Annotated in this window: 13 protein-coding genes and 1 pseudogene; 10 read left to right on the plus strand and 4 right to left on the minus strand. The window is 59.0% G+C overall.

Features of this window, described 5'->3' with window-relative positions; all coding sequences use genetic code 11:
• Positions 1–42 precede the first annotated feature (42 nt).
• Genes ACYJRZ_RS27465 through ACYJRZ_RS27495 form a run of 7 tightly spaced genes read left to right on the plus strand, consistent with a single transcriptional unit; the run spans position 43 to position 5,901 of the window.
• Positions 43–936 (plus strand): carbohydrate ABC transporter permease, encoded by an 894-nt coding sequence (locus tag ACYJRZ_RS27465; protein ID WP_459464017.1) that lies wholly within the window; start codon positions 43–45, stop codon positions 934–936.
• Between the two features lie 2 nt (positions 937–938).
• Complete coding sequence (locus tag ACYJRZ_RS27470; RefSeq protein WP_459464019.1) at positions 939–1,805, plus strand: carbohydrate ABC transporter permease; 867 nt, start codon at positions 939–941, stop codon at positions 1,803–1,805.
• A 5-nt stretch (positions 1,806–1,810) separates the two neighbouring features.
• Positions 1,811–2,908 (plus strand): ABC transporter ATP-binding protein, encoded by a 1,098-nt coding sequence (locus ACYJRZ_RS27475; RefSeq protein WP_459464021.1) that lies wholly within the window; start codon positions 1,811–1,813, stop codon positions 2,906–2,908.
• A gap of 11 nt (positions 2,909–2,919) precedes the next feature.
• Positions 2,920–4,032: a mandelate racemase/muconate lactonizing enzyme family protein gene (locus ACYJRZ_RS27480; protein WP_459464023.1), complete on the plus strand. Its 1,113-nt coding sequence runs from the start codon at positions 2,920–2,922 to the stop codon at positions 4,030–4,032.
• A gap of 13 nt (positions 4,033–4,045) precedes the next feature.
• Positions 4,046–4,375 carry an L-rhamnose mutarotase gene (locus tag ACYJRZ_RS27485; RefSeq protein ID WP_459464025.1) on the plus strand — a complete coding sequence of 110 codons (330 nt, stop codon included), beginning with the start codon at positions 4,046–4,048 and terminating at the stop codon, positions 4,373–4,375.
• Positions 4,368–5,447 (plus strand): Gfo/Idh/MocA family protein, encoded by a 1,080-nt coding sequence (locus tag ACYJRZ_RS27490; protein ID WP_459464027.1) that lies wholly within the window; start codon positions 4,368–4,370, stop codon positions 5,445–5,447. Before ACYJRZ_RS27485 ends, ACYJRZ_RS27490 begins: the two co-directional genes overlap by 8 nt.
• 4 nt (positions 5,448–5,451) lie before the next feature.
• A complete protein-coding gene (locus ACYJRZ_RS27495; protein WP_459464029.1) occupies positions 5,452–5,901 on the plus strand; it encodes a MaoC/PaaZ C-terminal domain-containing protein in 450 nt (149 codons plus the stop codon).
• 218 nt (positions 5,902–6,119) lie between these two features.
• On the opposite strand, the pseudogene ACYJRZ_RS27500 reads toward ACYJRZ_RS27495, so the two are convergent.
• The 4 genes and pseudogenes from ACYJRZ_RS27500 to ACYJRZ_RS27515 form a co-directional block, all read right to left on the minus strand.
• Positions 6,120–7,108 (minus strand): annotated as a pseudogene (locus ACYJRZ_RS27500) (IS5 family transposase).
• A gap of 142 nt (positions 7,109–7,250) precedes the next feature.
• Entirely contained in the window at positions 7,251–8,498 is a 1,248-nt protein-coding gene (locus ACYJRZ_RS27505; protein WP_459464031.1) for an enolase C-terminal domain-like protein, read from the minus strand.
• 28 nt (positions 8,499–8,526) lie between these two features.
• The gene (locus tag ACYJRZ_RS27510; RefSeq protein ID WP_459464033.1) at positions 8,527–9,309 is read right to left on the minus strand and encodes an SDR family NAD(P)-dependent oxidoreductase; all 783 of its coding nucleotides are present in this window, start codon (positions 9,307–9,309) and stop codon (positions 8,527–8,529) included.
• 53 nt (positions 9,310–9,362) lie between these two features.
• Positions 9,363–10,256: an SMP-30/gluconolactonase/LRE family protein gene (locus ACYJRZ_RS27515; RefSeq protein WP_459464035.1), complete on the minus strand. Its 894-nt coding sequence runs from the start codon at positions 10,254–10,256 to the stop codon at positions 9,363–9,365.
• A 174-nt stretch (positions 10,257–10,430) separates the two neighbouring features.
• On the opposite strand from ACYJRZ_RS27515, the gene ACYJRZ_RS27520 reads away from it, so the two are divergent.
• The 3 genes from ACYJRZ_RS27520 (at position 10,431) to ACYJRZ_RS27530 (ending at position 13,071) form a co-directional block, all read left to right on the plus strand.
• On the plus strand, positions 10,431–11,093 hold the full coding sequence (locus tag ACYJRZ_RS27520) for a FadR/GntR family transcriptional regulator (RefSeq protein ID WP_120296601.1): 663 nt from the start codon (positions 10,431–10,433) through the stop codon (positions 11,091–11,093).
• Positions 11,093–12,295, plus strand: a complete 1,203-nt coding sequence (locus ACYJRZ_RS27525) for a mandelate racemase/muconate lactonizing enzyme family protein (protein ID WP_459464037.1) — start codon at positions 11,093–11,095, stop codon at positions 12,293–12,295. The genes ACYJRZ_RS27520 and ACYJRZ_RS27525 overlap by 1 nt, the downstream gene beginning before the upstream one ends.
• An 83-nt stretch (positions 12,296–12,378) precedes the next feature.
• The gene (locus ACYJRZ_RS27530; protein WP_459464039.1) at positions 12,379–13,071 is read left to right on the plus strand and encodes a GntR family transcriptional regulator; all 693 of its coding nucleotides are present in this window, start codon (positions 12,379–12,381) and stop codon (positions 13,069–13,071) included.
• Positions 13,072–13,102 lie beyond the last annotated feature (31 nt).

The raw sequence follows: 13,102 nt of genomic DNA on the forward strand, positions 1-13,102 counted from the left end.
AGTCCGGGCCACGCTGCCGAGGAATGCCGACAGGTGCAAACCATGCTCAAAAGAATATCTCCACCGGTCCTGCTTCTTCTTCCGGCGATCATCGTCCTTGTGGCCGTGGTTCTGTTTCCGTTGCTTCTATCCTTCTATTCCAGCTTCACGCCGTTCCGCCTGACGCGGCCGGCCACACTCTTCACCTTCATCGGTCTTCGCAACTACATGCGCATCCTTTCGGATCCGGTGTTCCTCGCCGCCTTCGTGCGCACCGTGGTGCTTTTGACGATCGCGCTCAATCTGGAAATGCTGCTTGGTCTCGGATTGGCTTTGCTGGTCAACAAGGCGACCTACGGCAAGCGCGTGCTGCGCACGCTGATGATGTTCCCGATGATGTTTTCGCCCGTTCTCGTCGGCTTCCAGTTCAAATTCATGTTCAACGACAATGTCGGCATCATCAACAATGCTCTGCAATCCCTGGGCATTACCGAGACGGCCATTCCCTGGCTGATCGATGGCAATCTGGCACTGTTGTCCATCGTCATTGCCGAGGTCTGGTCGTCGACGTCGGTCTTCGCGATCCTGATCCTAGCCGGCCTGCTCGCCATGCCGCAGGAGCCTGTCGAGGCCGCCAAGGTGGATGGCTGCACCAGCTGGCAGACTTTCCGCTATGTGACCTGGCCGTTCCTGATGCCTTTTGCCTTCATCGCCATGACGATCCGTTCGCTCGACGTCGCCCGCGCCTATGACATCGTCAAGATCATGACCGATGGAGGGCCGGCGCGGCGCACGGAGCTGATCTGGACGCTGGTCGGGCGCACCGCTTATGCCGATGCGCAGATGGGGCTTGCCAATGCCATGGCCTATGTCTCGATCATTCTTTCTATCGTCTTCACCGTCTATTTCTTCCGTAAGCTGGCGCTTGCCCGCACCCAGATCGGAGCGGAGTGGTAATCATGGATCGCAACGCTCAACAACGCCTGCAGCGCCGCCTCTGGAAGGTTGCCTATCTCATCGGCCTCTTCCTCGCGATGCTTATCATCTGCCTGCCCGGTTTGTGGATCGTCATCAGCTCGCTGCGCCCGACCGTGGAAATCATGGCGAAGCCGCCGGTCTGGATCCCGCAGGAGCTGTCGCTGGAAGCCTATCGCGCCATGTTCAGCGGCGTGGGGCAGGGCGGTATTCCCGTCTGGGATTATTTCCGCAATTCGCTGATTATCTCCATCACCTCGACCGCGATTGCGCTCGTCATCGGCATGTCCGGCGGCTACGCCTTCGCCCGCTTTCGTTTTGCAGGCAAGTCGGCCGTGTTCCTCGGGCTGATGCTGACGCGCTCCGTGCCCGGTGTGGCGCTATCGCTGCCGCTCTTCATGGTCTATGCGCGGCTCGGCATCATCGATACGCATTTCGGCCTGATCCTCACCTATGTCGCGCTGAATGTGCCGTTCACGATTTGGCTGATCGACGGCTTCTTCCGGCAGGTGCCGAAGGATCTTGCCGAAGCCGCGCAGATCGACGGCTGCACGCGCTGGCAGGCTTTCTGGCAGGTGGAATTTCCGCTTGCCGGCCCGGGCATCGCATCGGCCGGCATCTTCGCCTTCCTTACCTGCTGGAATGAATATGCTCTCGCCTCGCAGCTGACGCGTTCCGTCGATTCCAAGACGCTGCCGGTCGGTCTTCTCGACTACACGGCGGAATTCACCATCGACTGGCGCGGCATGTGTGCATTGGCTGTTGTCATGATCATTCCGGCGCTCGCTCTCACTTTCATCATTCAGAAGCATCTGGTGTCGGGTCTGACATTCGGTGCGGTCAAAGGTTGATCTCCATGGCTCAGGTTTCCCTCAAAAAACTCGTCAAGCGCTACGGCGCGTTGGAAATCGTCCACGGGATCGATCTCGACATCGCGGACAAGGAGTTCATCGCGCTCGTCGGTCCGTCCGGCTGCGGCAAGTCGACGACGCTGCGCATGATTGCCGGTCTGGAGGAGGTATCGGGCGGCACGATCGAGATCGGCGATACCGTTGTCAACGATCTGCCGCCGCGCGATCGCAACATTTCGATGGTGTTCCAGTCTTATGCGCTCTATCCGCATATGACCGTGCGCGAGAACATGGGCTTCTCGCTGAAGATCGCCAAGCAGCCGCAGGCGGAGATCGATAAGCGGGTCAACGAAGCGGCTGCCATCCTCAGCCTCGAAGCGCTCATGGATCGTCGTCCGGCGCAGCTTTCCGGCGGCCAGCGCCAGCGCGTTGCCATGGGCCGCGCCATCGTGCGCCAGCCGGAGGTTTTCCTCTTCGATGAGCCGCTGTCGAACCTCGATGCCAAGCTGCGCACGCAGATGCGCACCGAGATCAAGAAACTGCATGCCAAAGTGCAGTCGACGGTGGTTTACGTCACGCACGATCAGGTCGAGGCCATGACGCTGGCGGATCGCATCGTCATCATGCGCGACGGCCACATCGAACAGGTCGGCACGCCGGAAGAGGTGTTCAAGCGACCCGCCACCCGCTTCGTTGCCGGCTTCATCGGCTCGCCACCGATGAATATCGAAGAGGCGACACTGAAGGCAGGCGAACTCATCTTCAAGAACGGTGATCGTCTGCCGCTGCCGAACCAGTTTGCCGGTAAGGTCAGGGAAGGAGAAAAGGTCGCCTTCGGTCTCAGGCCCGACGATATTTTTCCAACCGGCCACGGCCTGCATTCGGGCGCGGAATCGGCTGTTTACGAACTGACCTTGCCGGTCGCCATCACCGAACCGCTCGGCAACGAAACGCTGGTCTTCGTCGAATTCGCAGGGCGCGAATGGGTGACGCGTATGCTCAATCCGCGCGCGCTGAAGAGTGGCGAGCACCTGACGATGAGCTTCGATCTCAGCCAGGCGCATCTCTTCTCCACCGAAACCGGCAAGAGCCTGGCAATCTGAGGAACCGACCAATGGCACGTATCGAGAAAATTGAATTGCGCATGGTCGACCTGCCGCCGAAGGTGAAGCGGACGGACGCGATCCAGAGTTTCGTCAGCCAGGAGACGCCGATCGTCACCATCACCGACAGCGATGGGGCAGTCGGTATCGGTTACAGCTATACGATCGGCACCGGCGGCTCGTCCGTCATGCGGCTGCTGTCTGACCATCTGGTGCCGCTGGTGATCGGCGAGGATGCCAATTGCATCGAGGCGATCTGGCACAGACTGGAATTCGCCACGCATGCTACGACGATCGGTCCCATCACGGCGCTGGCGCTTGCGGCCATCGACACGGCACTTTGGGATCTGCGGGCGAAGAGGCAGAAGCTGCCGCTCTGGAAGCTTGCCGGTGGCGCGAAGGATCGGTGCCCGCTCTACACGACAGAAGGCGGCTGGCTGCATATCGAGAAGGAAGCCCTGGTCGAAGACGCCCTGCAGGCGAAGGCCAAGGGCTTTTCCGGCTCGAAGGTGAAGATCGGCAGGCCGCATGGCTCCGAGGATTACGACCGGCTGGCCGCGATGCGTCTGGCACTCGGCTCCGGCTTTGAGATCATGACCGACTGCAATCAGGGTTTTACCGTCGACGAAGCAATCCGCCGGGCAGCACGCCTCAAGGAGCTGGACCTCGCCTGGATCGAGGAGCCGCTGCCGGCCGACGATCTCGATGGCCATATCCGGTTGACCCGATCGACGCCGACGCCGATCGCGGTCGGCGAATCCATGTATTCGATCCGGCATTTCCGCGAATACATGCAGAAGGGCGCCTGCTCGATCGTGCAGGCGGATGTCGCCCGCATCGGCGGCATCACGCCCTGGCTGAAGGTGGCGCATGCGGCCGAGGCATTCGACATTCCCGTCTGCCCGCATTTCCTGATGGAGCTGCATGTCAGCCTCACCTGCGCCGTGCCGAACGGCAAATATGTCGAATACATCCCGCAGCTTGACGATCTCACCACCAAGAGCATGGAAATCGTCGATGGCAAGGCGGTGGCCCCATCAGAGCCCGGCATCGGCATCGCCTGGGACTGGGAAGCGGTGAAGGCGCGCTCGATCAGCGAATTCACCCGGGAAATTCACGGCTGAGCAGGAGCTAACCATGCAGCGGATGGGAATGGTGATCGGCCTGGAGCCAGCCAAGGTCGCGGAATACAAGGCGCTTCACGCCGCCGTCTGGCCCGAGATCCTGGCGCTGATCTCCGAATGCAACATCACCAACTATTCGATCTTCCTGAAGGAGCCGGAAAGTCTACTGTTCGGCTATTGGGAATATACCGGTGATGACTTCGACGCGGACATGGCAAAGATGGCTTCCCATCCGAAAAACAAGGAATGGTGGGCTCTCTGCATGCCCCAGCAGCAACCGCTCGAAACCCGCAAGCCGGGCGAATGGTGGGCGATGATGGAAGAGGTCTTCCATCATGACTGAGGCCTTCGATCCGAGCCGTCTACAGCAGTCATGGCCACGCTCGGCCAAGCCGCGCCCGATTGTCATCTTCGGTGCTGGAAGCATCGTCGGCGACGCGCATCTTCCGGCCTACAGACAGGCTGACTTTCCCGTTGCCGGCATCTTCGACCCCAATGCGGCCAAAGCGAGTGCGCTTGCACAGCAATGGGGCACTGTGGCCTTTACCTCGGAAGAGCAGGCGCTCAAGACCGAAGGCGCGATCTTCGATCTGGCGACCCCGCCCGCTGCCCATGCCGCAATCCTGTCGAAACTTCCGAAAGGCTCATTTGCGCTGCTGCAAAAGCCGATGGGCAGCAATCTGCGTGAGGCGACGGAGATCCTGTCGCTTTGCCGGTCACGTAATATAAGGGCGGCAGTCAATTTCCAGCTGCGCTTCGCGCCGATGATACTGGCGCTGAAGGACGCGATCGCCAAAGGGCATCTCGGCGAGGTCGTCGATTTCGACGCCTGGCTGGCACTGGCAACGCCGTGGAGCCTCTGGCCGTTTCTGAAGGGGCTGCCGCGCATCGAGATCGCTATGCACTCAATCCATTATCTCGATCTCGTCAGGGACCTGCTCGGCAATCCGCACGGCGTCCATGCCAAGACGATCGGTCATCCAAACCACGAGGTAGCGCAGACGCGTACAGCAGCGATCCTTGATTTTGGCGACACCATCCGTTGCGCGCTTTCGATCAACCACGACCACGATTTCGGCCGACGGTTCCAGGCCTGTGAATTCCGTATCTGTGGGACGAAGGGGGCTGCCTATCTGAAGCTTGGCGTCAATCTCGACTACCCGCGCGGCGAACCCGATGAGCTGTGGATCCGGGCCGATGGCGCCGGTGATTGGGTCTCCGTGCCGCTCGAGGGGGCCTGGTTTCCGGATGCCTTCGCCAACCGCATGGCAAACCTCCAGCGCTTTGCCTCCGGCGAAGACGACGTGCTCATCGCATCCGTCGAAGACGGATGGCAGACGATGGCGCTCGTCGAAGCCGCTTATCAATCGAGTGCGAACCCGGCGACACCGCTAAGTTCGCTGCCGGAAGAGTGATCCCGTGTCCGAACACATCATACACTACGAAGATTACAAACTGAACGCTGTTCGATTGACGACCGGCCGGACGATTACCGAGACGGACTTTGTCGTTCATGCTGGGCACACCGGCGATTTCTTTCCGCATCACATGGATGCCGAATTCGCCAAGACGCTTCCGGGCGGCCAGCGCATCGCCCATGGCACAATGGTGTTCTCGATCGGTGTCGGACTGACAGCGACGCTGATCAATCCGGTCGCGTTCTCCTACGGCTACGACCGCCTGCGCTTCGTCCGGCCCGTCCATATCGGCGATACGATCCGTACGCGCGTGACGATTTCGTCCAAGGAAGACGATCCGAGGCGGCCCGATATGGGCCGCGTCGTCGAACGCTGCGAAGTGCTGAACCAGCGCAATGAAGTCGTACTCGCCGCAGACCACATCCTGCTCGTCGAACGAAGACATAAATAATGCGATGACACAGGATCTGGTCGGCGAGACTATTTTGATAGCCGCAGTAGGCAGAAGTTCGACCGCGCCGGGGTCACGGGTCATGATGGTGGGCGCACGGTCTGTGAACGGGTGGGCGAGATCCTCCACTTCTTCTGAGAGCGTTCATCCACACGTCTGTCTCTTGGGGTTGGTGCATTGGTCGCTGAAAGAACGGATTTCTGTCTTTGATGCTCTGGCTACGCGGTGGCGGTTTTGCAGCGGACGGATTTCGGGCGTGCGCATGCCAGCATTCGATTGAGGACGGCACAGCCTATGGCGACTTCCGTCTGCTGCGCTCCGAATGTGCGTGACCGTAACCTGTATCCGATGATCGATTTGTAGCGACAGATTGCGGTCTCGACCAGTGATCGTTTCCCGTAGCCGGTCGCGACCTGCCAGCCCATCCGGCCATCGGTGTTGATCGCCGCGATGTGGCGGTCTCGTTGGCTCGAGGGATCGGCGTCTGGCCGTTTCACCGCGTTCGCGCGTGGCGGAATGACCACCGTAGCACCGGCACTATGCCAGGCCACGGCGTCATAAGTTGAACCGCCGTCATAGGCGCCGTCGGCCGTGAACTGTCCGATCGGCATGTCGATCTGGTCAAGTAGCGGCTCCACCTGCGAAGCGTCGCCGGCATCCTGGTCCGTCATGACGTGCGCGATGATATCGCCGCTGTCGGCATCGAGTGCCAGGTGTAGTTTGCGCCAGTTCCGACGTGATTTGGCACCGTGCTTCTCCTCCAGCCACTGGCCGCGCCGTAGATTTCCAACCCTGTGCTGTCGATGAGGACGTGGACATGTCCCTTTCCCGGGGCTTGGTGCTTTCGCCGCCCGTCCGGCAATCGCCGTTTGCTTGCCCGACGGCTCAGGGTCGTATGATCGGGGACGGCGAGATCCAGTCCCATCAGGGTCAACACTGACCTCAAAAAGCCCTCCGTCTGGCGCAGCCGGAGGCCGAACACCAGTCCCAGCCTCAGGGCAGTTTCAATCGCCAGATCGGAATAACGCGGCTGTCCACCGCGCGTTGTCCGCTTCGGCGCCTGCCAGGACGACAGCGCCTCCGGCGTCATCCAAAGCATCAGGCCGCCACGTCGGCGAAGACCAGCCTCGTACTCTGCCCAGTTCGTGACCTTGAACTTCATCTTGCCAATACGATGGCGACGGGAGGCATTGTGTTTGAATGGCATCGTTGCTGGAGATCGGTTATTGCGGTTGCCGATCACCTACGACACCGCCATTAACGATCCGCACACCAACGCCGATCACCACACAAAGTGAGTAAGCCTAGAAAACTCCAACTACGGAAGTTTTTCTTCGTGTCGCACGAATTCAATAGTCCACGATCCGATCGTCCGCCGGATCCGCCCAGCGCGTATTTGGCACGGTAGAGAACCAGCCGGGGCGCGCCGGATCGCGATCGTACAGATAGCCGCCTAGCGATTTATAAAGATCGGAATATTTGCCCAGTTTCTCGCGGTCGATCTCCACCCCTAGACCAGGGCCGGTGGGCACGGTGATCGCACCATTCGCATATTTCATCGGACCACCGACGATGATGTCGTCGGTCAGCTGATGATAGTGTGCATCGGCGGTATAGACGAGGTTTGGCAGGACAGCTCCAAGATGCAGCATCGTGGCAAGCTGAATGCCAAGTTCGCCGGAAGAGTGGACCGCGATCCCCAACTGGAAAGTCTCGCAGACGCCCGCCGCCTTGATGCAAGGGCGTATCCCACCCCAGAAGGTAGTGTCAAGCAGGATCACGTCGACGGCCGGGTTCAAGACGTTGGTCGCAAGCTGCTCAAAATTGATGACGATGGTGTTGGTGGCAAGCGGCATATGGGTGTTTTCCCGCACGCGTCGCATGCCATTGAGGCCCCAGGTCGGGTCTTCATAATAATCGTTGTTGAGGTCCTCGATCCCCTTGGCAAAGCGGATCGCCTCTTCGACGCTGAAGGCGGCGTTGGGGTCATAGCGAACGGAATCGGTGCCGACGGCTTTTGCCAGCGCTCGATAGACCTCAAGCTCGTAATCCGGCGGAAAGACGCCGCTCTTAAGTTTGTGCGCCGTAAAGCCGTGGCTGCGCTTGAGTTCCAGCGCTTGCTCGATCAAGTGGTCGGCTGTGCGGATTTCGCCTTTGCCAGTCTCTTTGTTGGGCAGGCGAAAGAAGAGATAACTGGCGAAGCCCACTTCGTCACGCATCTTGCCTCCCAGCACGTCATAGGCGGGCACACCGAGAAACTTGCCGATAATGTCGATGCAGGCAAATTCAATAGCGGCGTGCATCTGCGTGCGATTGTTGTAGAGGCTGGCGGTGGGGTTGCAGATTTTGAAGCGCAGCTGCTCGAGCTCGAAGGGATCATGTCCGACAAGATAAGTCTTGAGAGCGCGGAACGCGGCCTCAGCACTCTCGCCACCTCCACCCATTTCGCCGAGACCGATAATACCTACATCCGTTTCGACCTCGATGATCGTGCGCACGAAGCGACCCCAGTGTGCGCCATTGGAGTGCCGCAACGGCGCTTCGAGCGGCACTGTCACAGTTGTTGCACGGATGTCGGTGATTTTGGGACGCTTCATGCCAGTCTCCGTTGGAAAATGCCGTCGTTCACTCGGGTAAAACGATACCCAGCTTGGCCATAGTGCCGCCATCTATCTTCATGTCGGCGCCGGTAATGAAGCGGGCCTTGTCACTGGCGAGAAAGGCGACCAGATCCGCCACCTCTTCCTGCCGGCCGACACGGCCGATCGGGTGACCTTTACCCCATTGGGCGATCATCTCTTCCTGGGTCATGTCGCCCTTGAAGAGATCCGCCGCCCATCGCAGCATCGGCGTATCGATAGAGGCAGGGCAAACTGCATTGACGGTGATGTTGTCCGCCGCATGGTCGAGTGCCATGGCGCGAACCAGTGCGTTGATGCCGCCCTTGCTTGCAGTGTAAGCGGCAACGTTGGTCTGCGAGGCGTAGGATTGAATGGAGGAAATGGCGATGATCGCGCCGCCACCGCGCTTCTTCATTTCGGGGATGGCATATTTTGATGCGAGGTAGACGCCTTTCAAGTTAACGTCGAGCACATCGTCCCAGATATCCTCGGGGGTATCGACCACCGTGCCATAGCGCTGGACACCGGCGCTGCAGACGAGGATGTCAACGCCTCCATGCCTTGTTGCAGCCAGTTCGACGGCATTTCGCATGTCTGCTGCATTGCGGACATCGCCGACAAAACTGCTCGTCTTGCCGCCGATCTCTTTCGCAGCGAGATCGGTCGATTGTGCATCGTTGGAGACAATCAGCACTTTGGCACCGGCGTTTGCAAAACGCTCTGCGCAAGCACGTCCCATACCCAGGCTGCCGCCGGTAATGATGATGCTCTTGCCGTCGAATTCCATTTTCGCACGCTCCTCCATCTGATATGGCATTAACATTCTACCATACCAGTATGTCAATATCCAAATTTTGGCTCGTCGACGCCGCGAAACTCAGTCTTGATCGCCAGGAGGCTACCCTCGAGCGGGTGAGCACGCAGGTGCGCGTCCGTCATCGTAAAGCGGGCCGAGGTAACGTAGAGAGTGGAAAGGTCCGCACCACCAAACGTGCAGCTTGTTGGCCAGGAAACCGGCAACTCGACGAGACGGCTCAACATTCCGTCGGTGCTGAATCGCGCAACAGCTGCCCCACCGACCACGCGGCAATTCCAAAGATAATCATCGGCATCAAGGCAGGAGCCATCCGGTAGTCCTCGTTCAAAGCCGCCAACGATGGTGCGGCGGTTGGAAATGACACTTGTTCCTGGATCGTAGGCGAAGGAATAAATTTCGTTCGCCAGAGTGTCTGCGAAGAGAAAGCGGTCGTCGCGCGTCCAGCCCATGGTGTTAGTGATGCCGTATTCGTTCGGCGTAAGCTGCTTGATGGCACCTGAAGGATCGATGCGATAGATTGCCCCAGTGTTGGAGGTCATATCTTTCGGTGTGCCGTCCACGTTGAGATTGTTCTGCATCGTAGAAACCCAGAACGAGCCATCGGGTGCAACGCGACCCTCGTTCAGGCGATTGTTGGGCCTGTCTGGTTCAGGCACGGCAAACACTTCGAATTTCTCGTCTGGTTGCCAGAAGCAGACCTCGCGCGCTAAGCCGATGATAAAGCCGCCGTTTCTGCGCATGCCGATCGAGGTCGGAAAATCCGGCGTCGACCACATGTCGTGCCGCGCTGTTTTCACTTCCAGGCGGTGAATACGCTTGCCGCCAATGTCGACCCAATAGAGCGCGTGCTCGTCACGCGACCAGATAATGCTTTCCCCGACAATATCCTGCGCTTCGAAGAAAATAGCGGCCTGCATCTGTCCTCCTAATTGTTCTCGAAACTTCGGATTGACAATAGGCAACATAAAATCTAAATCAAGCTTATATTAAACCTATATGATAGGTAGAGGTAAAGCTTGATAGAGACATTGCCGGGTGCGAAGAAAGATGTGGGGCGGCACGGCGTTGCTGAAGGATTGCTCGGTGACGTGATGGAAGCCGTAAAGGTCCATATCCGTGACAATGGACTGCAGGTTGGCGATGAATTGCCGAGTGAGGGTGCCTTTGCAGAGCTGACTGGCGCATCGCGAACGATCGTGCGCGAAGCCTATCGCTCGCTTGCCGCGCTGACGTTGATCGACATCGGCAACGGGCGGCGCGCGCGGGTGGCGGCGCCAAAAGCCGACGTGCTGGCGATGATCACCGACCATGCGGTTCACACAAATCAGGCCACGATCCAGCAAATTTTCGACGTAAGGCGAACCATCGAGCGGCGGACGGTGGCGCTCGCCGCATTGCGCCGCACGGATCGCGAGGCCGCGGAAATCTACGCGTTGGCGGAAGCGATGCAGCGCGATTTCAATGATCCGCAGAAGGTCATGGAGCATGACATCGCTTTTCATGAAGCGATTGGAGTCGCTTCAAAGAATCCGATGTTCTCACTGATCGTCGGCTCCTTCCATGTGGTGACACGCCACACATGGCCGATCGGCTGGGCGAGCCGCGGTAGCAACGAAACGCGCCAAGAGAGCATCGACGGTCACTTTGCCATCGCTCAGGCAATCGCCAACGGCGATCCGGCCAAAGGCGAGGCTGCGATGGTCGAGCATTTTGACCTCACCGTGAAAGCCTTATTGGCAGCCGGAGTATATTGATGAAGATCACAGCATTAGAAACCGTTCGCGTCAAGGAGTTCCCGAATATCCTTTGGGTACGCATCCATACCGACGAGGGTCTCGTCGGACTTGGCGAAACCTTCTTCATGGCCGAAACCGTCGAGGCTTATATTCACGAGGTCGTTGCGCCGAAATTACTCGGGCGGGATTCACTTGAGATCGACAGGATCTCAAAGGACCTAACTGGTTACCTCGGATTCCGCTCCACGGGTGCCGAAATGCGTGGCAATTCGGCCGTCGATATCGGTCTTTGGGACTTGTTTGGGAAGGCGACCAGCCTGCCGATCGCGCAATTGCTAGGCGGCTTTTCGCGCCGCGAAATCCGCACCTACAATACCTGTGCAGGCAACACGTACATGCGTGAGGCGAGCGGTCAGCAGACGGGAAATTATGGAATAGGCGGCCCTCGTCGCGACTATGACGACCTGAACGGCTTCCTCGAGCGCGCTGACGATCTGGCCGAAGATCTACTTTCCGAGGGTATTTCGGCGATGAAGATCTGGCCTTTCGACATCGCCGCAGAAGCAAGTGGCGGGCAATATATTTCCGGGCCTGATCTGCGAAAGGCGCTCCAACCGTTCGAAAAGATCCGCAAGCGTGTCGGCGACAAGATGGACATCATGGTCGAGTTCCACTCGATGTGGCAGCTTACGCCGGCGATCAAGATTGCGCGCGCACTCGAACCCTACGGTACCTTCTGGCATGAAGACCCGATCAAGATGGATTCGCTATCCAGTTTGAAACGTTATGCGGCGGCGAGTTCCGCGCCGCTGTGTGCTTCCGAGACGCTAGCCACCCGCTGGGCTTTCCGCGATCTGCTTGAAACCGACAGCGCCGGCGTCGTTATGCTCGACCTTTCTTGGTGCGGCGGTATTTCCGAGGCGAAGAAGATCGCCACCATGGCCGAAGCCTGGCACTTGCCGGTCGCGCCACACGATTGCACCGGGCCGGTCGTCCTATCGGCATCGACACATCTATCGCTCAATGCACCAAACGCGCTCGTGCAGGAGAGTGTGCGCGCCTATTACCGCACCTGGTATGCCGATCTCACGACGCAACTGCCGACGGTCACCAACGGCATGATTACCGTCCCGCCGGGGCCGGGGCATGGCGTCGAGTTGGCTGAAGATCTCGATAAAAAGTACAATGTTTCTCGTCGCATAGCACGGCTTGAAACGTAAAGCGAGCAAAAGTTCTTGACTTGTATGGTAGTAGGGTAGAGCATAGCAAACACTGAGATCGACACCGGGAGGACGCCCCTCAAATGCAAAACACCCGATCCGCCAAGCTTGTCGCGATAAGTGAATCTGTTGGCCCCCAGGTCTATCGCATCCTGCGGGAGCGGATCATCCAGGCCGAGCTCCTTCCCGGGGAACGACTGTCGGAATCCGATGCTGCCAAGTCCCTGGCGGTCAGCCGACAGCCCGTGCGGGAAGCCTTCATCAAACTTTCGGAGGAGGGGCTGGTGCAGGTGCTTCCGCAACGTGGCACCTTCGTCACCAAGATTTCGGTCGCCTCTGTCATGGACGTGCGCTTCGTGCGTGAGGCTATCGAAGCCGATATCGTACGCCTGGTTGCCGAAGACCCTGCGGCGGAGACAGTCGCGGAGTTGCGCCGTCAGCTCGCGGAACAGAGGAAGGTGCCGTTCGACGATCGCGCTGGGTTTCTAAGACTCGACGAGCTCTTCCATCATACCCTCGCTGCCGCGGCCGGCAAAGTCTATGCCTGGAGTGTGATCGAAAGCGTCAAGGCGCAGATGGATCGTGTGCGCTTTCTCTCGGTCGATGATCTGCATATGGGCCGGTTGATCGAACAGCACGAAAGAATAGTGGATGGCATTGCAGTCGGCGACAAAACTGCCGCCGAGGAAGCGATCCGCCTGCATCTGCGGGAGATATTGACATCCTTGCCCGAAATAGCCCGTGCGCGCGCGGAGTTGTTCGACGACGCGGAGTAATCACAGCCCAATTCATTGCAACACAGGGAGG

The organism is Rhizobium sp. No.120 (assembly GCF_054558365.1).